Origin of the sequence: Rickettsia endosymbiont of Nabis limbatus (genome assembly GCF_965196655.1) — a bacterium.
GTDB lineage: Bacteria > Pseudomonadota > Alphaproteobacteria > Rickettsiales > Rickettsiaceae > Rickettsia.
On sequence record NZ_OZ239771.1, the window covers coordinates 733,979 to 759,654 of the forward strand.

Here is a 25,676-nt window from a genome sequence, read left to right on the forward strand (position 1 = left end):
TTTTAACTGCAAAACTTACGCTATGAGTGGAAGAGTGATAAATTATTGTAAGAATAATTAAACATGTCAAAGAGGAACAGATTGCAAGCAATACCAATTAATAGAACAGATTACTGTCAATTTTTAACAATTAGCCAAAAGAATTATAGTTTAACCTACTACGCTGAACATGCCAAGAAATGTAGCCATGATGTTATTAATAGATTTTTAGAAAATGAAAAATATACTCCTTCTTTGTTATGGGAACACATTAAGAATGATGTTATCTTTTCATCTAACGGATATACAATATTTGATGATACGGTGTTAAACAAAAGGAACACAAAGAAAATAGAGGTTGCTAGATCGCAGTATAGTGGAGCTACAGGTGGAGTTACTACCGGTATAGGAGTAGTGAGTCTTGTATATTATAACCCCGATATTGATAAGTTTTGGGTAATAGATTATCGCATTTTTTCACCTGATCATGATGGAGCGACGAAACTAGATCACCTACTAAAGATGTTCAATAATGCTGTTTATAGTAAAAAGATTCCTTTTCAAACTGTACTTTTTGACACATGGTATGCTACACACAAAATTATGCAACATGTTGACTCCTTGGGCAAATATTATTATGCCCCTATTAAAGCCAATAGAAATGTTAGTAAAACGTGTGATTACGAGCCTTATAAAGCTGTTAGCAAGTTGACGTTTTCAGATGAAGAAATTAAGAATGGAATGGAGATTCATATAAAAGGATTTGCCAAAAATAAGCATGTTAATTTGTTTAAATTTACTGTTTCTACCAACAGAGTTGATTATGTTGTTACCAATAACAAAACTCAAAAATCTTCTAAAGCTGCACAAGATGAGTTTGGCTTGCGATGGGTAATTGAGAGCATGCATAGAAAAATTAAGCAACTGACTGGTATAGAACGTTACCAATGCAGAAAACAGCGTATCCAACGTAATCACATTAGTTGTGCATTTCTAGTTTGGGCTTTTCTCAAAAGAACTGCAAATAAAATAGGTAAAACGGTCTACCAAATAAAGTTAGGGCTTTTAGATGACTATATGCAACAACAGCTTCGTTCTCCATCTTTACGATATTTAGAACCAAACATAGCGTAAGTTTTGACTGTTTTTGTTGAAATGCTTTATAAGAAGGTTTGCCTGAACCTTGATTTTTTACATAATTACGTAATTTCCGCTCATCACCATGTTTACATACTGTGCTCATAAAATATCCTTTACTCCAAAACTCACTTCCCCATAATTTTTCTTTAAGATCTGGATATTTCTTAAACATTTCCTTAGATGTAATACTTTTTATGATTTGAGTTATTTTTGTTGGGCTATACATTAGTATTGACTGTAGTAAAAAATGTACATGTTCTTTATCTACTCCTATTTCCAAAAATCTAATTTCATAACGAGCTTCTATGTCCTCACAAATTTTACATAAATAATCGTCTAGTTCCTCTTTGAATATTACTCTTCTATACTTTGCCGGTGTTACTAAATGATATATTAGTACTGTGACATTATCACTTTTATGTATATAACTGCTTTCTTCCATGCATCTAGTATATCACGAAGCAGACCTTCGGGGAATTAAACCCTAAGAGATTAATACAAAACCAGTTGATACTGCATACATGCTTCCTACTACACCTGATAAAAATCCTCCAAGGCTGCCTAGTTCTTCTCTTTGGAAATTAGTTGGAATAATATATTTAGAGAGATATAAGCATATACTGCAAAACCCCATTAAAATAATGTTGATTATAAGAAATAAGACAATATTAGGAATGTCATAAATAAAATCAATTATCTGGTCAGGCATAGAATAATATTTATGTTTGTATCATTTTAAATAGTTAGCTGCTATACAATGTCATTCCCGCAAAAGCGGGAATCCAGCATAAAGCGAGATAACATCGAGCTTTTATTTTAAAAAATTTACTGTATTTAGACCTCCACTTCCTCCAAGGTTATTGTAGAGTCTGCAAGCTTAGAAATTTTCTCAATTTTTAAACGGGCTTCTTTGAGTTTCTTTTCACAGTGATTTTTAAGCAAAATACCACGCTCAAAACTATTCACTGCTGCTTCTAAAGTCTCTTGCCCGTTATCTATTTTTTTTACAATTTCTTCAAGTTCGCTTAAAGCTTCTTCAAAGCTAATATTTTCGTCTAAATTTTTATTAGTAGTCATGTGTTTTTATTTTTAATGGTTAACTAAATCAGTTGCCTCTGTAGTTGTTGGTGATATTAGCAATTTTTTTAATTCACTACTATCAAAGGTCTTTTTAGGAGCAAACATACTTCCTTGTACTTTCAAACTAAGATTGTTTAAAACACTCTTATCTGCATTAGAATTAGTGTTTTTTGTATCAGATTTAACAAGGCTAGACGGAATATAAAAAGATAGCATATTTGACGAATCCATATCAAAATTATATATATTAACTGCGAAAGATGCGGCTCCTGTACTATATTGTGTAACAAAATTTATATCTTTTAAAAGAGCAATACCTTTTTGTAAGTCAATATTACCACTTATACCCGTAATTCTTTGTTGTCCTGTCGTTATTGCACTATTTATATCTTTATCGAGATTCAATGCATTATAATCAAGATTGTTAATTTTTTGTATAAAAGAATCAATGTTAAAGTTATTAACGGTGATGATATTTATAGCAAATTGTGATTTACTAGTAAGATTGTATAATTGATTTTGCAGTGTATTACCTTTAGTAGAAAAACTACCACTGATACTTATCTCACCTTCTGAAGTAGCAAATATTTTAGGTAAAAGTGCTGAAGCTTTATCTAAATCTATTGTGTTTAATGCATATACAAAATTAAGAGAGTAAGGATTTAGCAAAATATTACCACTACCTTGCAATTTACCACCTAATAAGTCTGCTTCAATATTATTGAATTGTAGTAAATTACTATTATTTACTGCATAGAATTTAACATTTTTTAATACTAAATCATTTTGCGACAAGCTAGATAGATTACCATATATTTGTAGCGTAACTTTATCCAAACTATAATCATTTACTAATTTATTTCTTAAATCAAGTAGCTTTGCAGGTGATAATAAATCAGTACTTACACTACCATCTTTAATTTCTACAGTTAAAGATGGTAATACGCTAGAAGCATCCAAATTCCAACTAGTTGATAAGTAACTATTATTTGTTTTAAAATCTAGATTACTAATTTTTACATTAGCTGGTGAAATTTTAGCAAGTAGATTCATCTTATCAAAGGTTTGATCATTATATTTAACACCATCTACTAAAATATCTAAATTAATTATATAAGGATTCGTTCTAATCGGGATAAACTTACTTGGATAATCTAGACTCTTCATATCCTTAGTCAATCCTTGTACAAATTCGATAAAAGGTGAAATTACTGGATAACTATTTTTTGTTAAATCTAAGGAAGATATACTAAGTGTAGCATTTAAATGAGGGGTTTGAGCAATAAATTTACCAGAAAAATTCCCTGATAAATTTAAATTATCCGTCTTTAGTAATAAATCTTTAAAAAATAAATCTATTAAGGTTAGTTTTAACTCAGACGATAGAGTAAATGGTATAGCATCTTTAACTGTGATATCAGCAAATCCTAATATATTTAGCAACGAATTAAAATCATTATGCTTTAAATATATTTGTCCATCAAACATACTTCTAATAGAATTTTGCGTTACATTCCCTAGAAGCTTAAACTCACCACCTGGTTTAATACTTCCTAAGCATTCATCTATTTTTAAAGTGCCTTTTGATAAGCTAGAAGTAAATGTTACTTTCTCTAATGCAGTATTATTACTTAAAATTACTTCATCAATTACAATATTGATTTTAAGCAACTTATCCGCAAAAATAAATCTAATATTCGATGGAGCAGTATCAAATGTTACCGGAGTATTTGAAGAGACTATTGAATTTAAATCTATTTTAGAAAAATTTAAATTAACAGTACCAGTAGTAGTATTATTTTTAGCAATACTACTAGCACCACCTCCTGTAATAAATGGTGATTCCACAACTATATCTTTTAACTCTACTGCATCTTCTGAATTTAAAATATTAAACTTAACATTTACTGCACTTGTTTGATTCAGCTTATTTAAAATATGGCTTAAATCCGGTAGTATATTATACATTGCTAATGCTAGATTTTTGATATTATATTCACCATTACCACCATCAAGCTTAGAATCCTTATAAACTTGTGATAATTTAAAATTATAATCTTTATTATCAATATCAAAGCTAAAATTTACTACATTCTCACTCTTATTAATTGAGCCTAAAATTGTCCCTAATTCATTACTTGTAGTTTTAAATATATAATTAGATGATAAATGTTCCTTTTTTAATGAACAATTAGAAAAATTTAAAATGGAATAATCTTGTTTATTAATAATATTGAGGTTAGTAACATTAAGATTTATATTTTGCAGTTTATATTTAAAAAACTTATCTATCAGCTCTTCATTATTATAAATATTAAGCATCTTAGAATCTGTATAAATCTTAGCATCTAATATTTCTAACTTACTAATTTGAGGGCTAAATTTTATAAGCGACCAGAATGAGAAATAGACTTTAACTTCTTCTAAATCTAATTTTCCTTCTTCCTTTATCGATTCAATAGCTAAATAAGGTATTGGGAATTTATTTATCTTTATTTTTCCGATATTCTCATTGGCAATTCCTAAGCGGCTAGTGAAATTACTTGCAACAGAATTATAATTAACTAGAGACAATGCACCAAAAAAAAGAAATAGTAATAGTAATAAGGAGCAAGAAATTATTATGCTAGCAATTATTTTTTTTATCATATCTATAAAAAAGTTTTTAATTATATTATTATATATAACTATCAAAATTTAAAGGTAAATTAATGGATTCCTTAAAAAATTTAATTTTAGTCGGTGTAATAAAATCATGCCATGGGATAAAAGGACATGTAATTTTAAGATCTTTTACTGATCCTGCTATAAAAATAACTGAAAAAGAATTAGTAAACGAATCAGGCGAAAAAGTAAATATTAATCTAATTAAACAAAATTCTAAAGGTAAATTAATTTGCCAATTTAATAATATATCTACTCGCAATGAAGCAGAAAATTTAAAAGGCTATAAATTATTTTGTTTACGTTCAAGTTTACCAAAACTAGAAGAAGATGAATTTTATATAACTGATTTAAATAATTTATCAATATTAGATAATAACCATACTGAAATTGGCAAAATTAAACATATCCTAAATTTTGGTGCTGGTGATATAGTAGAAGTAGAATTTTTAGATAAAACAACCGAATTATTACCTTTTAATAAAGATTTCTTCCCCACTATAACGAAAGATTATGCCATTTTAAATTATAAGAGGGATGAATCATAAGGTCATTGCGAGCTGACTTTGCGGCATGTATCGAAAAGCACCATCAGTGTCATCCCGTGGCTTGTCCACGGGATGACACCGAGGTTGTTTTCTATCCACACAACAACTCTAAAAATTTATATCATGGAAATGATTGTCCTTTTTTATTATTAGGAGCTTTGACATTCAATACTGTAGGATTTTCTAACTGTATAGCACTTCTTGCATCCGTCAATTTTGCCATAATTGCTACATTATCTTTAATATTAACTTTATCTTTTCCTACAACCATTTTAGCTCTTTCAATATCTGGTTCATCTTTACTTATAGGTTTTAATTCAGACTTTCCTAATAAAGTTCTTACATCTTCTGTTTTATCTTGAGATTGCCCTGAAACAGCTGCCCCTCTTTTTTCCACCTGTTCTTGTAATAAATTATCTATAGCTTTTAAACGAGCATCTTTAGATAAATCTTTATTATCAATTAAATTAGCCTGTATGAAATCTAACTGATCTTTAGTAGAAGATTTTTCATTAAACTTTTCAGTTAAATCCTTAGCTTGCTTTTCCGATTCAGCTTTCTTTTCTTCATTAGTTTTAAGATTTCCGCGTTCATCAAGGAGGTTACGAAGATTATTAACTTTTTTACTTATAAATTGAGATATATCATTTAACCTACTTGAAGTTTCTTGTACAACTTTTTCTTGTTCAGATACTATAGGTTTTTCTGTTTGTTCTTTTGACTGTTTTGATGTATCATCAACAGATCCTTTTTCAAATCCAGGCTTAGCAGCTTCATTAAGATTTCCCAAAGCTTCCATTGTTTCTCTTGCAGCTTTAATTAAATTTTCTTTTGTTTGATCTATCGGCGGCTTATCTTGTTCTAGATTTTGTTCTTTTAACCCTTGAGTTAAATTCTGGGGTTCTCTTTCTAATATTGCTTCTTTTATTGCTGAGTTGGCTATGTTTTCAAGAGTAGATTTTTCTTCAGGTACAGCATTAGCTTTAATGCTTTTGACAACGCCTTGAGTTATTTCAGATGCTACCTCAGGACCTTGATTTCCTACACCCTTATGAATTCCATCTATCAAACCTTTAGTCATTAATTCCTTATCTTTTAGCTCAGTTGTGCTTTTTACAATTCCATCTTCTGCATACGAAGCAATGGTAGCTTTGTCTGGTACAGACATGGTTTTATGACTAGCGATGGCCTCACCTACAACCTCAATAATACCCACTTTATCCTTAATGTCTAAAGGACTTTGAGCAACTTCTTTTGTAATACCTTGAACTATCTCACCTTTTACTTCTGCTTTAGCTGGACCATCTAGGACATCTGTGGTGATAGTTTTTATTGCATCCGTCTTTTTTACAGCGTCAGATAAAGGATCATATAAAATACCTTGTACTTTCTTTATTGTTTCTTCTGCTGCTTGCTTCTCTTTAATTTTATCTAAATTTTGCTGTATTAATTGCTGCTGCTCTGGGCTTAGAATTCCTGCTTCCCTAACCTTATCTAGTAGTACATCGCCTATTAATTGGCTTTTCTCTTGAAGTGGATGCTTTGAAGCTTCTATCCTATTGCTTACTATTTCAACTACTTCTCCTTTTTCACCTTTGTTAAGCTTACTGTCTATTACAGCATCAGTTATGCCATCAATAGCCTGCCATCTTACATCTGGCTCACTAAGCTCTAAAGCAGAGTCAGTTATCTTTCCTGCTAATTGTTTTTTAGAAGCTAAACCTAAATCATCTGTATTTAGAATAGCAGTCATCATATCTTTTAGCAGCATTCCTTTTTGTGGTCCTGATAAGCCATTATCCTCTTTATTTATAGCCTCTAATATAGCACCTATACCCTCTACCCTTACCTCTTCAGGAAGCTCTTTATTGCCTAATACATTTTCAGCTAAAGTATTAATTCCTGCTTGTTTTTGGTCAACGTTTGCTTCTTTCTCTCCTAAGATTTTCTCTGCTACCTCACCGATTAAACCAGCTGGCTCATTTTCATTTTTTAAATCTTTATTTAACTGATCTAATAAGTTCTGCATAGCTTGCGATAAGCCTGCTGCTGCATCAACTATACTTTGTGGTTGTGGCTGTGGCTGTGAAACCTCAGCTTGTTGTGGTTGTGGCATTTGTGAAACCACAGGCTTTTGCCCTGAACTAAAAGGTGTTATAGGAGGCACTTGATTAAAAGCTATCCCCGATTGAGGTTCAGGTATCTCTGTATTTTTAGTTTCAATAGGTTTTTCGTTTGCTGGATCTATTTGCTGTGAAGATATTGACTTTTCACCTCCTTGAACTCTATAAATATCTTGGTCTATAGTTTGTGAGACATCAACACCCTGCCCTTTGTTTATTGTAACCTCTTTCATCATGGCTTCATATTTGCCTCGTGTTACAGGCAGCGTATAAATTTCTCCACCATGCTCTATATAACCTACTGCATTTTCATCTTTTCCCATAAATTTTATAGGTTGCGGTGAGCTTATTTCTTTGAATTTAGGAGTACCATCAGGATGCGGATCTGCTTCATAATGTGCAGTAAAACGTAGTGCACTATTAGATTTACCTTCTTTATTTTGTGCAACAAGCGATAAATGCATTGTGCCACTTTTACCTTCAAGGTTTATAGGAAAGTCTACTGTTCTATAAGAATTAACTGTAACTGGAGTACCATCTTGCTTATAGACAGTCATCGGAGCAGTTTTATGAGTTTTTTCGGCTAATGTACAAATTTCTTCACCAGCACCATTTTTAATTACAGTTGATCTAAGATCCCCTGCACTTACTTGATTTTCCCACTGCATTGACCTAAATCCGCCAACATACTTATTGGCATATTCTTGTCTAATGTTTTCATACTGCCCTTTAAATTGCTCGTCAGATAAAGCTTTATCATATAAGCCTTGTCTTTCCCCTGCATTAAGGTTTGTTAAAAATTGTCTGAATTTTTCTTTATCTTGTGCTTCTTCTAAGTAAGCAGGGTCATTATTAAGATACTTTCTTAATAACTCTTCTTGTTCTTCTTTAATTTTATTTTCACGATAAACTTCTGCACTATGTGATGCATGAACGTTTTTATAGCCTGCTAATTCTATATTTTCTAATCCTTTTTTAAGCTCAGGATTTTCTAAAGTTTTATCGTATAATTCTCTTTTATTTGGATCTTCATTTAAAGTTTTTAAAAAATCTCTAAATTTTTCGTCATTTTCAAAATTAGGTTTTAGTTCAGGATTTTCTGCATTTTCTTTTAGTAATTGATTTCTTATTAAATCACGCTGCTTTTCCAGAATTTCTTTTCGAATAGCTTCAGTTATTGGATCTACAAAGCCATCTCCTGATATACCTCCTGCTAGAGCACTAGCTGAAAGCGAGGATAATGAAGTGGCAGTAGCAGGTGTAGCATCAACACCACTAGTGAAAAGACTATCTCCCTCAGACTCAAACAACTCTTGCTCTTGTCTTGTTTGTTCTTGCTTTTCTGCTTCAGTGAACTTTTTATTCGCTACTGGATCAAACTCTTTTATAACTTCCTCTAAATTAGGATCATTATCTTTACTCATAAAACCTCCACGCTATATTTTAAATTACATTAATTCTAATAATAGTTTGTTAGCAATAGCAAGAAAAAAATTGTTTTTTATTGAGAAAGTTTAACAGATTTTTTATATTCTTTGTTTAATTCTTTTACTGCCCAAAACCATATTAAACAGGTGATTATAAATATAAACATTAAACATACGGAAATAGATTGATAACTTGCAGAAGGCAAAATAATAAAAACCAAGGATTGTAAGAATGCACTTCCTGATTTTCCAAGTTTTGTACCAAGCACATCAGCAGCAGCTTTTCCTTTTATTTTTATTTCCTTATCTAACGGCACATAAGCCATCTCTTTTGTTGAATCAAATAAGGTATATTTACTTGATTTACTAAGCACATTTTGAATAGCACCAATAGTTATGGCAATTAAAGCTGGATCGGTAAGAATAAAGCTTGCTACTATTAAACCAGCAGAGCTTTCAAAATTATTAACAGTAAAAAATAATATACCTGTAGTAAAAACTATTATAGGAGTAATAATAGCTGCCGTAAACCAACCGAGTTTTCTAACTATATTTGAGCCAAGTACAACAAAAAGAATGGTAGACACTCCCGTATAACTTAAATAATTACCGATAAATGCAGCATATTCAGTCGGGGTTTTGTATATTTTAGTGGCTGCTGCTTTCCAAGGACCTTCCACTAAATTTATAGCAATACCATAACAAATAAGTAAAGTTGCAATTAATCTAATATGTGTTGAAGAAAGGATCATCTGAAAGCTTTCGGCAATTGTCATGGTTTTTTTCTTTGCCTTAAAACGCAACAATGCCATATGCTCTTTGTCTAGCACTTTATGATTTAGTAGCCAAAACGTTTTAATACCTACTATTCCTAGAATTAATACTATGGTTAATATAATCTGCACGGAAAGAGTATGAAAAGATGCCTGTAGTGAAAATTTAGCGGCTACATACTCATTAATGTGACTTAAATTTTCTAAAAACTGTCCTGCTAAATAAATCCCTGTTTGGCTAAGTAATCCAAATAAAGGATAAAACCTTTTCGATTCTTCAACAGTAGTTATATTATTTACAAACTGCCAAAAAAGCAGTGCAAAAGCTACATTTGGCCATAATTCAGCTATTATATAAAATAGAGAAAAACTCCATTTCGACAAAAGCAAAATAAACCATTTTAAATTAGGCAGACTTGCAATTAAATTTTGAGCAGTAACTGGACTTAAATGTAATATCTCATGATTTGGGAAAATAACATAAGCAAAAAGGGCAAAAAATGCTAAAAATATTGAAATAATCAGATAAAATATATTTTCTGCTTTCATTCTATTGACAAGCTTCATATAAATAGCCGTCATTAAAAAAGCACAAGGCATAACTCCCCAAAACTTTAGAAAGGAAATTGTTTCTGCTCCAATCATCGTAGTAACTATACTATCTTTTAAAGCTCTGATTAAATTTTGAATAAATAAAATACAAAACATTAGTAAAGTAATGAATAAAAATTTAGAAAGCTCTTGGCGCTTTATTGGCCAAATATAGTCTGAAAATTTATTTATTAACTTGTTGATTTTATGGGGGGAATTATCTAAATTATGATTTGTAGAAGAATGGTTTAAATTATTTTGGTTAATTGTCATTGATTTTGGTCTAACCTAATTGGCTAGAATTGTATATTAGAGATTTTTTAAACACACGTCAAGTATATACTTGATCAACTTGAAAATTAGCTATGTCGTCTTAATAAGTTCTGCGGTGCTCACGTATTAAGTAACTGCTGCCGCTCCGAGGGTTTTAGACTCCCTGCCTTTTTCTAAGTTGATTCTCTTTTTTATCAATTCTTCATTTCAAAAAAATAATGTATGAATAGTTACTGGTTAAATGTTTATAAACCTAAAGGGATAAGCTCGGCTAAACTTGTTAGCATAATAAAAAAAGTACTTGGTAAAGTTAAGATAGGACATAGCGGCACTTTAGACGTTGAAGCTGAAGGAGTACTGCCTCTTGCTATAGGTGAAGCTACAAAATTAGTGCAAATGTTAATTGACGCTAAAAAAACCTATATTTTTACTGTAAAATTTGGCAAACAAACCGATAGTGGTGACTATGCCGGTAAAGTAATAGCTACAACAGATTATATACCATCGAAAGAAAGTGCCTATGCTATATGCTCTAAATTTATTGGTATTATAACACAAATCCCCCCTGCTTTCTCTGCTCTTAAAGTTAATGGAGTACGAGCGTACAAATTAGCACGAGATGGTAAAGAAGTAGAGCTAAAACCACGTAATATAACAATTTATGATCTAAAATGTCTTAATTACGACGAAAAAAATACTACCGCTACTTACTATGCTGAATGCTCAAAAGGTACTTATATAAGGACTTTAGCAGAAGATTTGGCATTGTCCTTGCAAAGTTTAGGATTTGTGATAGAATTACGCCGTACTCAAGTTGGGATATTTAAAGAAGAAAATTCTATCCGAATTGATTCTCCTACTGAGATTACCAAAACTTCCCTAGAGGAAAAAAATATAAAGATAGAAGCAATACTGGACGACATCCTGGTTCTTGATGCTAACGACGAGCAAGCACAAAAAATTAAATATGGTCAAAAATGCCTATTTGATTATGATAAAAACGCAGATTTTATATGGGTTCGCTATAAGGGCGTTCTGCTTGCAATTGGTAGTATAAGCAAGAATTGCTTTAATTCTTTACGAGTATTTAATTTAACGCAATAACTAAGGAGAAATGATCGATGTCGATTACACAAGAACGTAAACAAGAATTAATTAAAAATTATGCTATAAATGATAATGATACAGGCTCAAGTGCAGTACAATGTGCTATTTTAACTGAGCGGATCAACAACTTAACTGAGCATTTCAAATCTAACCATAAAGATCATACCTCAAGAAGAGGATTATTAATCTTAGTCGGACGCCGCCGTAGATTACTTAATTATATAAAGAAAAAAAATGTGAGCGAGTATTTAGATTTAATAAGTAAGCTCGGTATTAGAAAGATAAAATAATTACATAATCGTTATTGCGAAGAGCAATTGCTATGTGAATTTATGTCATCTATGCATGGATACCAAATCGTCATTGCGAGCGAATGAAATGAGCGTGGCAATCTCATGAAAAAGCACAAGATCCCTAAGATTGCCGCGTCGAAACTTACAGTTTCTCCTCGCAATGACGCAAAACACTAAAATAAAAATTAAGAGATATATATAGATGTTTAATGAAATAATTAAAACAGTTGAATGGGGCGGGAAGACTCTTGAACTTAGTACCGGCAAGATAGCTCGCCAAGCTGATGGAGCAGTTACTGTTAAAATGGGTAACTCTGTCTTACTATGTACAGCAGTCACTGCTGCCAAAGCAAAAGAAGGTATTGGCTTCTTTCCTCTAACAATTAATTATAGAGAAATGGCATATGCTGCTGGTAAAATACCAGGTGGCTTTTTTAAGCGTGAGGGCAAAGCATCAGATCGAGAGGTTTTAGTATCACGTTTGATAGATAGACCGATCAGACCATTGTTCCACCCTGCTTTTGTTAATGAAACATTTGTTACCTGTACTGTTCTTTCATATGACCCTGAAACACCAGTTGACATACTTGCTATTATTGGTGCTTCTGCTGCACTTAGCCTTTCACCTGCACCTTATCTAGAAATAGTTGCTGCAAGTAAAGTAGGATTAATAAACGGGGAATTTGTTTTAAACCCAACACTTGACTTATTAAAGACAAGCCAGCTTGATTTAGTTGTTGCAGGAACAAACGACTCTGTAATGATGGTTGAATCAGAAGCACATTTACTTTCTGAGGAACAAATGCTTGCTGCTGTAAAATTTGGCTTTGACAGTTTCCAACCGGTAGTAAATATTATTAAAGAACTTGTGGCTGAAGCTAAAAAACCAAAGCTTGAAATGCAAGATTTATACCCTGCTGAATTAAAGAATGAAATCAAAAAACTATTTGCAAAAGAAATTGAGCAGACTTTTGCGATTAAGTCTAAGCAAGAACGTAGTACTAATTTAGAGCTAATACCTGAAAAAGTACTTAAGCATTTCGCAGATGATATAGAAAGTAAGAAATATAATAATTACCAAATCGAATCAGCTTTAAAATCTGTTGAATCCGATATATTACGTGGTAACATTTTACAAAAAAATAGACGTATCGATGGACGTACTACAACGGATATAAGACAAATTACTTGTGAAGTTGGATTATTGCCTTGTGCTCACGGCTCAGCTTTATTTACTAGAGGCGAAACACAGAGCTTAGTAAGTAGTACTTTTGGAACTAGCTTAGATGAACAAATAATCGATAGCCTTGAGGGTGAATATAAAGAACACTTTATGCTTAATTATATCTTCCCGCCTTACTCTGTTAATGAAGCAATGCCAATGAAAGCTCCAGGAAGACGTGAAGTTGGACATGGTAAACTCGCTTGGCGTGCAGTAAATCCAGTATTACCTACTAAAACACAGTTCCCTTATTCTATTAGAGTAGTTGCAGAAACTACCGAATCTAATGGATCTTCTTCAATGGCAACAGTTTGCGGTAGCTCACTTGCTTTAATGTATGCTGGTGTTCCAATAAAAGCACCAGTAGCAGGTATTGCTATGGGACTTGTTAAGGAAAAAGAAAAATTTGCAGTATTATCTGATATTCTTAGCGATGAAGATTATTTCGGCGATATGGACTTTAAGGTGGCAGGTACTAGCGAAGGTATCACAGCTTTACAAATGGATATTAAAATATCTGGTGTAAATTTCGATATAATGCAAATAGCTTTAGAGCAAGCACGAGCAGGACGTTTGCATATACTTGAACAAATGAATAAAGTTATTAGTAAACCAAATAATGAGATGAGCAAAAACGCTCCATCTACTACTACTTTAAAAGTTGATAAGGATAAGATCAGAGATATTATCGGTCCTGGTGGTAAAGTAATAAAGGAAATTTGTGAAACTAGCGGTGCTAAAATTGATATAAGCGATGATGGCACAGTTTCTATTTATGCTTCAGATAAAGATAAGCTAAAAGTTGCTTTGGACAAAGTTAAAGCTATTGCTATTGAGCCTGAAATAGGTGAAGTATTTAACGGCACCGTGATGAAAATATTAGATTCTGGTGCTTTTGTTAATTATTTAGGCAATAAAGATGGTTTTGTTCATATTAGCGAAATTGCCGAAGAAAGAATCGAATCAGTCGGCAGCGTTTTAAAGCAAGGTGATATAGTAAAAGTTAAGCTTATCGGGTTCGATAATAAAGGTAAAGCAAAACTAACTATTAAGAATGCTGATAAAGATAAATCTTCAGCAAGTCCAAAACCAAAAAACAATCCTAAAGAACACCAAGAACCTGAAAAACGGGAGAATGGTAAAAAAAGAGCTTGGAACGAAGACAATAATGCTGAAACAACTGAAGTAGTTACAGAACGTAAATATTTTACCTAGTAATATTGTCATCCAATGGTGGCATTATTGCATGGATCGAAAAGCATCTTTGGTTGTCATGCCGTGGCTTGACCACGGCATCCAGAAAATAATAAAAAATACTAATTTTATTAGTATTTTTAACTGGATTCCGTAAATAAATCATGGATGACAGGGAAAAATGATCCATGCAAGCAAACCTTACTCAGAAATGACATAGAAAGACAGTAATAAAACAAAAAGCACTGATTTAGAATTAAGTTTTTTACAATGAACCCTATAAACAATTACGAAAATATTGCTAAAAGAGTAATTTCTAGTGAAGCTAGTGCTTTAAAAAAGCTATCTGAACATATTCCTGAAGACTTCAACCAAATTGTAGAATTGTTACTATCTTTTAAAGGACGGGTAGTTTTAACTGGTATAGGTAAAAGTGGTTATATTGCAAAGAAAATAGCCTCAAGCTTTTCTTCAACTGGTATGCCAGCTTTTTATATACATCCAGCGGAAGCAAGCCATGGGGATCTTGGGATGATTACTAAAGATGATTTAGTAATTATGCTTTCTAATTCTGGCGAAACTAAGGAATTATTTAACATCATTAAATATTGCAAAAATTTTTCTGTAAAAATTGTTGCAATGACAATGAATAAAATTTCTACTTTAGCTACAAATAGTGATTTCTTACTTATAGTGCCTGAATATTCAGAAGCTTCAATAATTGGTGCTCCTACAGTTTCATCTTTAATAATGTTATCACTTGGCGATGCATTAATGACTGTTATACATGAAGTAAAAGGTTTTACCAAGGATGATTTCAAGTCATATCATCCTGGCGGTAGCATAGGGGCTAATTTGACAGAGATTAAACATTTAATGCGTAGCGGTGATCAAATACCTTTAGTGCATGAAGATACACCTTTTGCTGAAACTATAATTGTTATGAATAAAAAACGTTTAGGTTGTACCTTAGTAATAGATAAAGCTGAGAATTTAGTAGGGGTTATAACAGATGGTGATTTACGTCGTCACATTAACGATGAAATTCACCTAAAAATAGCCTCAGATATTATGACTAAAAACCCTGTATATATCTCATCTGAAATATTTGCAAAAGAAGTTTTAGACTTAATGAAAGCTAAAAATATTACTAATTTACCTATTGTTGACAATAATATCATTATAGGCATTACTCATATACATGATTTATTGCGAGCAGGAGTCAATTAGTATATGCCCTCTTCTTATAAAAGGCGAAAAAAATTTTGGAAATTTGCTTATTTCCTAATTATACTTGGAATTTTATATGCAGGATATATATTAGTTAAAAGTAGTCACCCTACTGAAGAAAATGATACTAATATTGTAGAAAAAGCTTCAGAAAAAAACCTTGATTTAAAATATAATATTATATTAAAAGATTCAGTTTTTGAGGGAGTAGATAAGAATTTAAATAGCTATCTAGTCAAAGCTGAGCAGGCTATAAAAGATTCAGATAACAAATATAAATTAGATACAATAAACGGCACATATAACGTAAATCAAAACCAATCAGTTACTGTTTATGCAAAAGAGGGGTTTTTAAACGAAGAATCGCATATATTAGATTTAAAAAATGATGTAAAATTTTATTTTGAAGATATGATATTTGACACTAATGATGCAAGAATTGATTTAATAAATAAAAGCATAATTAGCAACTCTTCTGCTACATTATTTCATAAAAGCTCTACTATTACTTCAGATAGTTTTAACACGCAAGACGACAATAATATTATAATTTTTAAAGGCAATGTCTACACAACTATTGATCTATCGGATTATTAAACTTGTAATATTCTTTACTATTAGTATCTCAACATATGCTGATGATAAAGAAGTTTCAAACTTACATATTACATCTGATACTTTAACCATTAATAGAGTTAAACAAAAGGCAGAATATCTTGGGAATGTCGTTGTTTATTTTGATAATGCGATACTTAGAACAGAAGAATTATATATTTTTTATAAAGCTGTAGATAATAAACAAACCATTGATTATATAGTTGTTCCAACTAAATTGAGTGTTGAGAAAAAAATAAATAACGAGTTATTATTAGCTGATTCAGGAAAATATTTTTTAGATAATAAACAACTTATTTTACTTGGTAATGTTGTATTAGAACGTAATAATAATATTTTAAAAACTAATAAACTTATTTATTATGTGGATATTATTAATAAAAATAATAAGAAAATAAATTAAATGGACAGTTTACAAGTTAAAAATATATCAAAATCCTATAAAAAGAGAACCATATTAAGCGATATATCTCTTAATGTAAAACAAGGCGAAATAGTTGGGTTATTTGGTCCAAACGGAGCTGGTAAAACAACTTGTTTTAACATCATTATTGGCTTAATGAAAGCAGATTCTGGACAGTTATTGCTAAATGATATTAATATAACTAATTTACCAATTTATTTAAGAGCAAGACTTGGTATTGGTTACCTTCTTCAAGAACCTTCAATTTTTCGAGGCTTATCGGTTGAAGATAATATTAAAGCTATAATTGAAATATCTGAAAATGATAAAGAAGTAATTGAGCAAAAAACGCATAATTTACTAGAAAAATTTTCTATAATACATTTAAAAGATCTATCAGCTGCTAGCTTATCAGGGGGCGAAAGACGCAGGCTTGAGATTGCAAGATCGCTTGCAATAGAGCCAAAATTTATCATGCTTGATGAACCGCTTGCTGGTATTGATCCCCTAGCTATTTCCGATATCAAAAATCTAATTACTTACCTACGTGAATTCAATATAGGTATTCTAATTACTGATCATAACGTGCGTGATACTTTAGACATAGTCGACCGAGCATATGTCATTTTTGAAGGGAAAGTACTGCTAGAAGGGAGTAGTAAAGAAATAGCAAGTAGCAAGAAAGTTAAAGAGGTTTATCTGGGAGAAAGCTTTAGCTTATAATATACTCGATTGTCATCGATCCCACTATAAGCACACGGGATGACAGCTAAGAATCCAGATTCCCGCTTTCGTGGGAATGACATCGAGGACGTTTCCCGAACTGTATGTAACAAAGGCAAATTCTATGGAAATCAACAAAGACATTTTTAGGGCATATGACATAAGAGGTAATATCCTTACCGATTTAACAGTAGAGGTAGCCTATAAGGTTGGTTTTTGCTTTGCAAAGATGACCATAAAAGATGGCAATAATAAGATCTGCGTCGGTATGGATGGTCGCCTTAGCTCCCCTGCTCTTTACAAACTCTTAGAAATAGGATTGGTTAATGGAGGAGCTGAGGTTATAAATATTGGTGTTGTCCCAAGTCCAGTTCTATATTTCGCTGATAAAAAATCTACACCAGCTGGTAGTATTATGGTTACTGGTTCACATAACCCTCGTGATGATAACGGCTTTAAAATAATACAGCATGGCAAATCTTTTTTTGGTTCTCAAATACAGGATTTATTAACAGAGATTTTAAATACTGATTGGAGTAATAATCCCCCTGAAATCAATCTTGTAAACAAGAATAAAATCAATATTAGTGACAGATATATAAAAAATATTCTAGAAGCAGTAAATATTAACCTCAACCTAAAAGTAGCTTGGGATCCTGGTAATGGAGCAACGGGAAATATTGTTGAGGAGTTAAAAAATCATTTAAATAATGAAAACATTATCATTAATAGCAAGATAGACGGGAATTTCCCAAGTCATCACCCTGACCCTACTAAGGCTGATAATTTACAAGAATTAATTAAACTAGTTAAAGAACAAAATTGCGATCTTGGTATAGCTTTTGACGGTGATGGCGATAGAATTGGCATTGTAAGCTCAAGCGGTAAGATGTTATTTGGTGATCAAATTTTATGCATTTTTGCTGAGGATATTCTAAAAGAAAACCCGAATGCTACTATAATACTTGATGTAAAAGCTAGCCAGCTTATAGCCGATAGAATCAAATCATATGGCGGACAACCTATAATATGGCGAACTGGTCATCCATTTATTAAAAGTAAAATGGCTGAATCAAAAGCTTTACTAGCCGGTGAGATGAGCGGGCATATATTCTTTGCCGATAAATATTTTGGTTTTGATGATGCAATCTATGCGGCATTAAGGTTTTTAGATTTATTAACTAGATCAAATAAAACTTTAGATGAAATAATATATGAGCTACCAAAAAGCTATAGCACACCGGAAATTAAAATTTTTGTTCCTTCTGAATTAAAATTACAAATTATTGAAGAAATTAAAGAAAAATTACTAAAAAATAAAATAGAGTTTAATGATATTGATGGGGTGCGAGTAAATACGGAAGTTGGGTGGTGGTTATTGCGTAGCTCTAATACTGAATCTGCTATTATTGCAAGAGCTGAGTCAAGTAATGCGAAAAAATTAGAAGAACTAAAAACAATGATTAATCAATTATTAAGCAAGTATGGACTTACTATTTAAGTGCAAAAGAAAGATATAATTATATTATGTGGTCCTACTGCTAGCGGCAAATCTTACCTAGGTCATGCATTTGCTAAAGCTTGCGACGGGGAAATAATAAATATCGACTCAATGCAGGTTTATAAAGAAATTCCAATTATTACCGCCTCCCCTCCGGAAAACTATAAAAGCGAAATTCCTTATCATTTATATAACTTCTTGCCTATTACTGAAGATTTTTCTGTAGTAAAATATCTAAAACTTGCTTCAGAAAAAATAAATCAGATAGCCGCTAGTGAAAAGCTTCCTATATTAGTAGGTGGTACAGGATTATATATTAATTCTTTAGTTTTTGGATATAATAATATTCCTGATATATCTGACGATTTAAGACAGCAGGTAAGAAAGCTGCATAACGAAATAGGCAATATAGAACTACATAATAGACTTACAAAGCTTGATACTATTGCTTCCTCTAGAATTAATCAATCAGACACTCAAAGGCTAATTAGAGCTTATGAAGTAGTGCTGCAAACCGGTAAATCTATTTTCTTTTTTCAAACTTTACCAAAAGAACAAATCTTATCTGAATTTAATTTTAAAATTATCTTCTTAAATCCTGAGAGAAAATTCTTATATAAAACAATTGATGAACGTTTAGCTAATATATTTAAAGATGGGGCAATAGATGAGGTTGCTTTAATCAAAAAACAATTTAATTCTGAAAACTATCTAAACTTAAAAGCTGTAGGCATAAAAGAAATTTTGGCTTATCTAGAAAATAAACTAACTTTAAATGAGGCTCTAACCTTAGCTCAAACACGAACACGCAGGTATGCTAAAAGACAAATCACTTGGTTTAAGCATCAGATAAAAGAAAAAATAACTTTAGATTATTCTAACGAAGAAGAGTTTCTACAAATAACTCGAAAACTTTCTATTCTTATGGATTTGCCAAACAGCAATAAATAATAGACCAGTGGTAAATATTTGAAGTATTTGCAATGTTATGCCTAATACTGGTATAAAAGGAACAGCTGGTTGCAGTAATATCGGCACTCCACTTGAAAACATTACTAATCTTGTAGCATCTTGTACTGAAACACTATTAAATAATAATTTTAATGCAACACATACTAATAATATTATAATACTTCTTTCCAAAAAGAATGTTACGAACCAAAATAATATAATAGATGGCATACCAAGATAAATAAATAAATTTGGTAAATACATTAGGTTATCGGCGAAATATTTTTTTATTATTTGAGGGGTTAAAGTCATTTGATTTTGATCAAATAAACTTGAGTAATTAATGGTACGAGGGAAGCTTTTGTTAGTATTATCTATTGCAAAATTTATTGTAAGTTTATCTGCTTCAATTACGAAAGGTATCTTGCTTTTTTCTCTAATTGAAACTTGATTTGTTGTATCAATAACAGCTACTTTATCGTTATTCTTATTATATAAATAAATAGGTTCTTCATCTTTTACAGAAATTCGTGAATTAGCATATTGCATTTCCGGTAATTGATTGATGATATATTCAATATTATCGGTAGTTTTTGTCTGTTTTGTTCCGTTAAAGCTATCTTTCAAGGTTATTAAATAATTTAATATAAAGATACAATAAATTATTGCCGGAATAAAAGACACAATAAATAAATATCTTATTCCGTAACCATGATATTTTTGATATATGTCTTTATAGAACTCTATAGAGCTAATTGATAGACGTAACTGGCGGAGTAATGTATTTAGTCCTCCTAATATATATGATAATAAATACATTATTTTATTAAACTTTTATACATAAACAGCAGTAATATAGCGTATAATTATAGAAAATTGCAAATTTTTAGTGCATTAAAGTCTAATTTATATATAAGTTTATTGATAAAAAATTATTTATTTACTAATATTTATATTTCGATAACAACATTAATTTTATATGCTACTTCCTGAAATAACTCTAACTTTAACAGCACTTTTAAGCCAATTCTTTGCCGTAATACTGCAAGGTAAAAATAGAATTGTTGCTAATATAACTATTTTACTTACCATATTAACAATTTTCATTATTTTAAAATATTCTTACTCTGAAAGCGTATTATACCTAGATTATGTAATGTTTACTACCAATGCAAATATTGCTAATTATAAGGCTATCATATTGATATTTACTATAATATCTATGATAATTTATTGCGATTATTCGGTGCGTAGCGGTGAACCACTAAAATTTGAATTTATTACTTTGATATTATTATCTACAGTTGGGATTTTTGTGGCAATTTCAGCACAGAATTTTTTATTACTCTTTTGTGCCATGAAACTTACTGCCTTAACTTCCTATATACTTGCTGGGTTTAAATTAAGTGAGATTAAATCATCAGAGGGAGCATTAAAATATTTTATATTAGGTAGTTTAGTTAGCTGCTTATCATTATTTGGTATTTCTTTTATATATGGATTTGGCGGAAGCTTACAATTTTCAGATATATTTTATAAGCTAAATGATAGCTCTTCGGTAAATTTAGGTTTAGTAATTGGTGTAGTATTATTTTTAAGCAGCATTTTCTTTAAGCTTTCAAGTGCACCTCTGCATTTTTGGGCACCAGATGTATATGAGGGATCGCCTATTACTTCGGTTACTTATTTTACAGCGGCTTCAAAAATCGGAGCTATTGCTATTTTATTAAATATCGAAAATTTAATTATCAAAAACTATCACCCTATTAGCTATAATCTGATAAAAATAATTGCTTTATTATCCATGATATTTGGTGCTCTTGGTGCTATTCGTCAAACTTCTTTAAAAAGATTAATGGCATATAGTACTATTCTAAATATTGGTTATGTATTAATCGGCGTATTGTTGCGTACTGAAGACGGCAATAAAGCTGCTATGCTCTATATGTTAATATATGCAGCAGCAAGTATAGGGTTCTTTACTTGCCTAATTATGTTACTCGGAAAACAGACAGACAAAGCCAATTTTGAAAGTATTCAGGGAATTGCAGAAAATCATAAAGCTATAGCTGCTGCAATTTGTATAATTATGTTTTCTATGATAGGTATCCCACCGCTTGCTGGCTTTCTTGGAAAATATTATCTCTTTTATCAAGCAATTACCCAAGAAGAGTTTTTACTTGCTTATTTCGGTATCTTTACTAGTGTCATTGCGGCTTTTTACTATCTTAAAATAATTAAAACGATGTATTTTGCTGAAAAACCTAATCCAACAAAAATACCTATTTCCTACGGACTATTATTAATTAATTTTGTAATAATAGGTTTTTTACTTTTCGGATCTTTTATTATTTCGTCTTAGGTTTAAATGAATTTAGGTAGATATAAGCTATTTGTTTTTGATGAATTAGATAGCACAAACCTTGAAGCCGTTAGAATGGCTAAAAATAAACCTGATAGAGATTATATCATACTTGCTAAATCTCAAACTAAAGGACGTGGTAGAAGTGGTAAAAACTGGCAATCTACTTCTGGAAATTTACATACTAGTTTACTAATTAAGCCTAATAAAGACCTTGAATTACTACCGCAATTGTCTTTCGTTACAGCCCTAGCGGTTTATGATAGTGTGGTACATGTCATACCGTGGCTTGACCACGGTATCCAAAAAATAAACGGGATTCCTCTACAAGCACACGAGATGACGCCCCTAGTTCTTAAAAAAATCCAATTAAAATGGCCAAATGATGTTCTAGTAGGGGATAAAAAAATATCCGGTATACTTCTTGAATCAGTTAAAGTAGAAGATGTTTATTATCTTATTATCGGTGTTGGTATTAACATAACTTATCACCCAATAAATATCGACCAGCCTACTACCTCCTTAGTCAAGGAAAACTTCCCTATTATAACTCCTCAAGCTTTACTTGAAATATTAATAGAAAATTTTGAAAAATATTATCAAATTTGGGAGAAAGAAAGCTTTTCATTTATTAGAGAAACATGGCTGAAACATGCTTATAAGTTACATGAAAATATTACTGTTAAATATCAAAACGATATTATTACAGGCACTTTTCAAGGTATTGATTCCATAGGTAGAATAATATTGCAACTACCTTCCAAAAAAATACTCTCTATTTCTACTGCTGAACTTTCCTTTTAGCAAAAAAATTACTAAATTTAAATTATAAATTTAATTATTATTAATTATTTTTCCGTCATTGCGAGAAGAAAATGTAAGTTTCGACGAAGCAATCTCATTTACTTCTCGTAAAGCATTGCCTACATGGATTAGTTATGTTATTCCCGCGTAGGCGGGAAGACATTGCGGACGTTTTTCGATCCACGTGAGTAATATAACAAAAAGCGATGAAGTTCAGACATTAAATTTGCGAGCAAGATTGCGGAGCGTATATTAAATACGTGAGCACAATCGAGACCTGCAAAATTCGCTTGTATCAAGCTTTCTGAATTATGCTGTATACCGCAAATACTTCAAGATTTGGTAAGTCAAATAAGCGGTGAGTATGCGGAACGTAGATAAACTACGTGAGCAAAGACGAATCCCGAAATTTGGCTTACCAAATCTTGAAGTATTAAAGGTATACCTCCTCGCAATGACAATAAAAGCTTAAGCCCCTTAATTAAAAAGTAATAACATATGCCTCAAAATAATAATCCTAACCCTATTTCTCAAGAGTTCATGAACAAGGCTAATGAGCAATTTAATCTCTTAGGGTTTAATTCCCCGAAGGTCTGCTTCGTGATATACTAGATGCATGGAAGAAAGCAGTTATATACATAAAAGTGATAATGTCACAGTACTAATATATCATTTAGTAACACCGGCAAAGTATAGAAGAGTAATATTCAAAGAGGAACTAGACGATTATTTATGTAAAATTTGTGAGGACATAGAAGCTCGTTATGAAATTAGATTTTTGGAAATAGGAGTAGATAAAGAACATGTACATTTTTTACTACAGTCAATACCAATGTATAGCCCAACAAAAATAACTCAAATCATAAAAAGTATTACATCTAAGGAAATGTTTAAGAAATATCCAAATCTTAAAGAAAAATTATGGGGAAGTGAGTTTTGGAGTAAAGGATATTTTATGAGCACAGTAGGTAAACATGGTGATGAGCGGAAATTACGTAATTATGTAAAAAATCAAGGTTCAGGCAAACCTTCTTATAAAGCATTTCAACAAAAACAGTTAAAACTTTTTGGATAGATACCTCGTAGCTCTGCTGCGAGGAGTATCATTAAAATAAAAGAACTGAAACTTAGCAAAAATCCCAGTGTTAATAATATTAAAGAACTAATAGTCATGGTGGAGCACGCAGAAAAATACTTTAAATACGCTTTATTCACAGGCTGTAATAATGCGACTTATGCGTTAACCCAATTATATGATTTTATATTTACAAAATATCTTGACTCTCAGAATCAAGATTTACAAAAGAAGATATTACGTGATGATTTAGTTTTATTAGGGCAGAAATTTGAAGTTATCGAATGTAAGCAAATGAATTTAATATTTAATCCACCTAAGACAAGCGAAAGCGAAATAAATATTTTCTACGATGCTATTTGCAGAACACGAGAATATTTTAGTAATCAGGAGTTTCGCACTTAGGAAAATTGCATATCAGTTAGAAGCCATCTAATGTTATTCTGAATTGATGTTTTTATAACTTCCCAAGTTTGTTGATATAAAGTAATTTTTTCATTTATCCTCCTTTTGTTCATATCAAGCCATGCCAATACAGCAAGGCAAATATGATTTCTTTGAGCTCGACCCGTGCGTGCCTGACAGCTTTCAATACCACAAGTTTGTTTTAATTCTCGATGATAAACTTCTATAGACCAACGTGCCTTAACAATTTTCTCTATTTGCTCACGTGTAGGGTTTTCTAAATTAGTTGTTATGTAATCAATGCGACCATTTTTTGCCACAAACTTAAATACCGTTACCCAACCGTATCCACGTAGATGAATTTTTAGCCCTTCATCGGGAATCTCCAAAGTGTCCAAGCTAACATTACGATTAACTTTTCTATTTCTTCTTAGGTTAGTAACCCATATCCAACCTAAATTACGTATATGTTTTAAATTATCCAAACCACTATACCAAGCATCCATGACTATGGCATCAGGATTGATACCTCTTTCTTTAGCTAAAGTAAGCATATCACAAAAATGCTCGTTCTTTGTTTTGCCATCAGTTTCTTTATCATATATTCTATAATCTACAGGAGTAGATTGATCAATTTGAGTATTGTAATGCAGTAAGTTTACCATTCCTATACCAGGTATAACATCATGTACAGCCCCAGAATATTGATACTTTACAAGCTCGATCCTCTTACTGTATTGCTTTGACAATAAGGTGTCATCTCCTACTAATAAACAAGGCTCCTCTAGATCAAGATATTTTGACACTTTGCTATAGATTTCGCTAGGGCGAAAATCTTTACTCTTTAACCATCGACTTGCACTATCGTGCGATAGATCTACTGGGCTTACTTCAGATAATGCTTTGCCAGTATATCTTACACTACTTGCTTGTAAAAACGATTGATATAAATCTTTGCTACATTTTGATCTTGTCATTTTTATCTAAAACTATTTTTCTCTAGATTACCATATTCTTTGCTAAGAGCCTATCTTGAAAGACGAATATGCTCATTAAATAGTACTGCAACATATTACTTTAGCACTGTTTGATGTATCAAAAAATTTACAATTTTTAGCAAAATTACTGCTTTTTTATACAAATTGTAAACTGCTTGCTATGAATTAGTGTATTGTTTTTGTTCTCAATACACT

The 25,676-nt window shown here is 31.4% G+C and carries 21 protein-coding genes and 3 pseudogenes; 16 read left to right on the plus strand and 8 right to left on the minus strand.

Annotated features, from left to right (window positions below; all coding sequences use genetic code 11):
- The first annotated feature begins 81 nt into the window (after positions 1-81).
- Positions 82-1,113, plus strand: a complete 1,032-nt coding sequence (locus tag ACOAL3_RS04285) for an IS701 family transposase (RefSeq protein WP_473198142.1) — start codon at positions 82-84, stop codon at positions 1,111-1,113.
- A gap of 43 nt (positions 1,114-1,156) precedes the next feature.
- Here ACOAL3_RS04285 and tnpA (ACOAL3_RS04290) read toward each other — a convergent pair.
- The 4 genes and pseudogenes from tnpA (ACOAL3_RS04290) to ACOAL3_RS04305 form a co-directional block, all read right to left on the minus strand.
- A pseudogene (gene tnpA, locus ACOAL3_RS04290) lies at positions 1,157-1,561 on the minus strand (IS200/IS605 family transposase); the annotation flags it as partial.
- A gap of 48 nt (positions 1,562-1,609) precedes the next feature.
- Positions 1,610-1,828, minus strand: a pseudogene (locus tag ACOAL3_RS04295) (bestrophin-like domain); the annotation flags it as partial.
- A 125-nt stretch (positions 1,829-1,953) separates the two neighbouring features.
- A complete protein-coding gene (locus ACOAL3_RS04300) occupies positions 1,954-2,196 on the minus strand; it encodes an exodeoxyribonuclease VII small subunit (RefSeq protein WP_395477456.1) in 243 nt (80 codons plus the stop codon).
- 12 nt (positions 2,197-2,208) lie between these two features.
- Positions 2,209-4,848, minus strand: a complete 2,640-nt coding sequence (locus ACOAL3_RS04305; protein WP_419235468.1) for an AsmA-like C-terminal region-containing protein — start codon at positions 4,846-4,848, stop codon at positions 2,209-2,211.
- Between the two features lie 62 nt (positions 4,849-4,910).
- On the opposite strand from ACOAL3_RS04305, the gene rimM reads away from it, so the two are divergent.
- A complete protein-coding gene (rimM, locus tag ACOAL3_RS04310) occupies positions 4,911-5,411 on the plus strand; it encodes a ribosome maturation factor RimM (protein ID WP_419235469.1) in 501 nt (166 codons plus the stop codon).
- Positions 5,412-5,532: 121 nt separating this feature from the next.
- On the opposite strand, the gene ACOAL3_RS04315 is transcribed toward rimM, so the two are convergent.
- On the minus strand, positions 5,533-8,958 hold the full coding sequence (locus ACOAL3_RS04315) for a Sca4 family spreading effector (RefSeq protein WP_419235470.1): 3,426 nt from the start codon (positions 8,956-8,958) through the stop codon (positions 5,533-5,535).
- 77 nt (positions 8,959-9,035) lie between these two features.
- The gene (tlc4, locus tag ACOAL3_RS04320) at positions 9,036-10,598 is read right to left on the minus strand and encodes an NTP/NDP exchange transporter Tlc4 (RefSeq protein ID WP_419235471.1); all 1,563 of its coding nucleotides are present in this window, start codon (positions 10,596-10,598) and stop codon (positions 9,036-9,038) included.
- A 222-nt stretch (positions 10,599-10,820) separates the two neighbouring features.
- Between tlc4 and truB the strand changes: the two genes are divergently transcribed.
- The 9 genes from truB (at position 10,821) to miaA (ending at position 19,837) form a co-directional block, all read left to right on the plus strand.
- The gene (gene truB / locus ACOAL3_RS04325; RefSeq protein WP_395477451.1) at positions 10,821-11,702 is read left to right on the plus strand and encodes a tRNA pseudouridine(55) synthase TruB; all 882 of its coding nucleotides are present in this window, start codon (positions 10,821-10,823) and stop codon (positions 11,700-11,702) included.
- A gap of 17 nt (positions 11,703-11,719) precedes the next feature.
- Positions 11,720-11,995, plus strand: a complete 276-nt coding sequence (rpsO, locus tag ACOAL3_RS04330) for a 30S ribosomal protein S15 (RefSeq protein ID WP_011477440.1) — start codon at positions 11,720-11,722, stop codon at positions 11,993-11,995.
- Between the two features lie 205 nt (positions 11,996-12,200).
- Positions 12,201-14,435: a polyribonucleotide nucleotidyltransferase gene (gene pnp / locus ACOAL3_RS04335; RefSeq protein WP_419235472.1), complete on the plus strand. Its 2,235-nt coding sequence runs from the start codon at positions 12,201-12,203 to the stop codon at positions 14,433-14,435.
- A 249-nt stretch (positions 14,436-14,684) separates the two neighbouring features.
- Positions 14,685-15,644 (plus strand): KpsF/GutQ family sugar-phosphate isomerase, encoded by a 960-nt coding sequence (locus ACOAL3_RS04340; protein WP_395477448.1) that lies wholly within the window; start codon positions 14,685-14,687, stop codon positions 15,642-15,644.
- A gap of 3 nt (positions 15,645-15,647) precedes the next feature.
- Entirely contained in the window at positions 15,648-16,241 is a 594-nt protein-coding gene (lptC, locus tag ACOAL3_RS04345) for an LPS export ABC transporter periplasmic protein LptC (RefSeq protein ID WP_395477447.1), read from the plus strand.
- On the plus strand, positions 16,207-16,662 hold the full coding sequence (locus ACOAL3_RS04350; protein WP_395477446.1) for an LptA/OstA family protein: 456 nt from the start codon (positions 16,207-16,209) through the stop codon (positions 16,660-16,662). Before lptC ends, ACOAL3_RS04350 begins: the two co-directional genes overlap by 35 nt.
- A complete protein-coding gene (lptB, locus tag ACOAL3_RS04355; protein ID WP_419235473.1) occupies positions 16,663-17,385 on the plus strand; it encodes an LPS export ABC transporter ATP-binding protein in 723 nt (240 codons plus the stop codon).
- 124 nt (positions 17,386-17,509) lie between these two features.
- Complete coding sequence (locus ACOAL3_RS04360) at positions 17,510-18,886, plus strand: phosphomannomutase/phosphoglucomutase (protein ID WP_419235474.1); 1,377 nt, start codon at positions 17,510-17,512, stop codon at positions 18,884-18,886.
- Positions 18,887-19,837, plus strand: coding sequence for a tRNA (adenosine(37)-N6)-dimethylallyltransferase MiaA (miaA, locus tag ACOAL3_RS04365; protein ID WP_419235475.1), 951 nt, complete (start codon positions 18,887-18,889; stop codon positions 19,835-19,837).
- Here miaA and ACOAL3_RS04370 read toward each other — a convergent pair.
- Positions 19,781-20,656, minus strand: coding sequence for a DUF1189 family protein (locus tag ACOAL3_RS04370; protein ID WP_419235476.1), 876 nt, complete (start codon positions 20,654-20,656; stop codon positions 19,781-19,783). The two genes, miaA and ACOAL3_RS04370, sit on opposite strands and share 57 nt — an antisense overlap.
- A 160-nt stretch (positions 20,657-20,816) precedes the next feature.
- Between ACOAL3_RS04370 and nuoN the strand changes: the two genes are divergently transcribed.
- The 5 genes and pseudogenes from nuoN (at position 20,817) to ACOAL3_RS04395 (ending at position 24,483) form a co-directional block, all read left to right on the plus strand.
- Positions 20,817-22,199 carry an NADH-quinone oxidoreductase subunit NuoN gene (gene nuoN / locus ACOAL3_RS04375; RefSeq protein ID WP_395477441.1) on the plus strand — a complete coding sequence of 461 codons (1,383 nt, stop codon included), beginning with the start codon at positions 20,817-20,819 and terminating at the stop codon, positions 22,197-22,199.
- A 6-nt stretch (positions 22,200-22,205) separates the two neighbouring features.
- Complete coding sequence (locus ACOAL3_RS04380) at positions 22,206-23,003, plus strand: biotin--[acetyl-CoA-carboxylase] ligase (protein ID WP_395477440.1); 798 nt, start codon at positions 22,206-22,208, stop codon at positions 23,001-23,003.
- Positions 23,004-23,314: 311 nt separating this feature from the next.
- Positions 23,315-23,460 (plus strand): annotated as a pseudogene (locus tag ACOAL3_RS04385) (palindromic element RPE5 domain-containing protein); the annotation flags it as partial.
- A 159-nt stretch (positions 23,461-23,619) separates the two neighbouring features.
- Positions 23,620-24,078, plus strand: a complete 459-nt coding sequence (gene tnpA, locus ACOAL3_RS04390) for an IS200/IS605 family transposase (RefSeq protein WP_419234618.1) — start codon at positions 23,620-23,622, stop codon at positions 24,076-24,078.
- Positions 24,079-24,174: 96 nt separating this feature from the next.
- Positions 24,175-24,483 (plus strand): hypothetical protein, encoded by a 309-nt coding sequence (locus ACOAL3_RS04395; protein ID WP_419235477.1) that lies wholly within the window; start codon positions 24,175-24,177, stop codon positions 24,481-24,483.
- Here the strand turns inward: ACOAL3_RS04395 and ACOAL3_RS04400 are convergent.
- Positions 24,480-25,460 carry an IS701 family transposase gene (locus tag ACOAL3_RS04400; protein WP_419234551.1) on the minus strand — a complete coding sequence of 327 codons (981 nt, stop codon included), beginning with the start codon at positions 25,458-25,460 and terminating at the stop codon, positions 24,480-24,482. The genes ACOAL3_RS04395 and ACOAL3_RS04400 overlap by 4 nt on opposite strands.
- Positions 25,461-25,676 lie beyond the last annotated feature (216 nt).

Excerpts from the sequence above, each read along its gene's own strand:
- ACOAL3_RS04300 (WP_395477456.1), bottom strand. The coding sequence starts at position 2,196 with ATGACTACTAATAAAAATTTAGACGAAAATATTAGCTTTGAAGAAGCT.
- ACOAL3_RS04305 (WP_419235468.1), bottom strand. The coding sequence starts at position 4,848 with ATGATAAAAAAAATAATTGCTAGCATAATAATTTCTTGCTCCTTATTA.
- rimM (WP_419235469.1), top strand. The coding sequence starts at position 4,911 with ATGGATTCCTTAAAAAATTTAATTTTAGTCGGTGTAATAAAATCATGC.
- ACOAL3_RS04315 (WP_419235470.1), bottom strand. The coding sequence starts at position 8,958 with ATGAGTAAAGATAATGATCCTAATTTAGAGGAAGTTATAAAAGAGTTT.
- tlc4 (WP_419235471.1), bottom strand. The coding sequence starts at position 10,598 with ATGACAATTAACCAAAATAATTTAAACCATTCTTCTACAAATCATAAT.
- truB (WP_395477451.1), top strand. The coding sequence starts at position 10,821 with ATGAATAGTTACTGGTTAAATGTTTATAAACCTAAAGGGATAAGCTCG.
- rpsO (WP_011477440.1), top strand. The coding sequence starts at position 11,720 with ATGTCGATTACACAAGAACGTAAACAAGAATTAATTAAAAATTATGCT.
- pnp (WP_419235472.1), top strand. The coding sequence starts at position 12,201 with ATGTTTAATGAAATAATTAAAACAGTTGAATGGGGCGGGAAGACTCTT.
- ACOAL3_RS04340 (WP_395477448.1), top strand. The coding sequence starts at position 14,685 with ATGAACCCTATAAACAATTACGAAAATATTGCTAAAAGAGTAATTTCT.
- lptC (WP_395477447.1), top strand. The coding sequence starts at position 15,648 with ATGCCCTCTTCTTATAAAAGGCGAAAAAAATTTTGGAAATTTGCTTAT.
- ACOAL3_RS04350 (WP_395477446.1), top strand. The coding sequence starts at position 16,207 with ATGTCTACACAACTATTGATCTATCGGATTATTAAACTTGTAATATTC.
- lptB (WP_419235473.1), top strand. The coding sequence starts at position 16,663 with ATGGACAGTTTACAAGTTAAAAATATATCAAAATCCTATAAAAAGAGA.
- ACOAL3_RS04360 (WP_419235474.1), top strand. The coding sequence starts at position 17,510 with ATGGAAATCAACAAAGACATTTTTAGGGCATATGACATAAGAGGTAAT.
- ACOAL3_RS04370 (WP_419235476.1), bottom strand. The coding sequence starts at position 20,656 with ATGTATTTATTATCATATATATTAGGAGGACTAAATACATTACTCCGC.
- nuoN (WP_395477441.1), top strand. The coding sequence starts at position 20,817 with ATGCTACTTCCTGAAATAACTCTAACTTTAACAGCACTTTTAAGCCAA.
- ACOAL3_RS04380 (WP_395477440.1), top strand. The coding sequence starts at position 22,206 with ATGAATTTAGGTAGATATAAGCTATTTGTTTTTGATGAATTAGATAGC.
- tnpA (WP_419234618.1), top strand. The coding sequence starts at position 23,620 with ATGGAAGAAAGCAGTTATATACATAAAAGTGATAATGTCACAGTACTA.
- ACOAL3_RS04395 (WP_419235477.1), top strand. The coding sequence starts at position 24,175 with ATGGTGGAGCACGCAGAAAAATACTTTAAATACGCTTTATTCACAGGC.
- ACOAL3_RS04400 (WP_419234551.1), bottom strand. The coding sequence starts at position 25,460 with ATGACAAGATCAAAATGTAGCAAAGATTTATATCAATCGTTTTTACAA.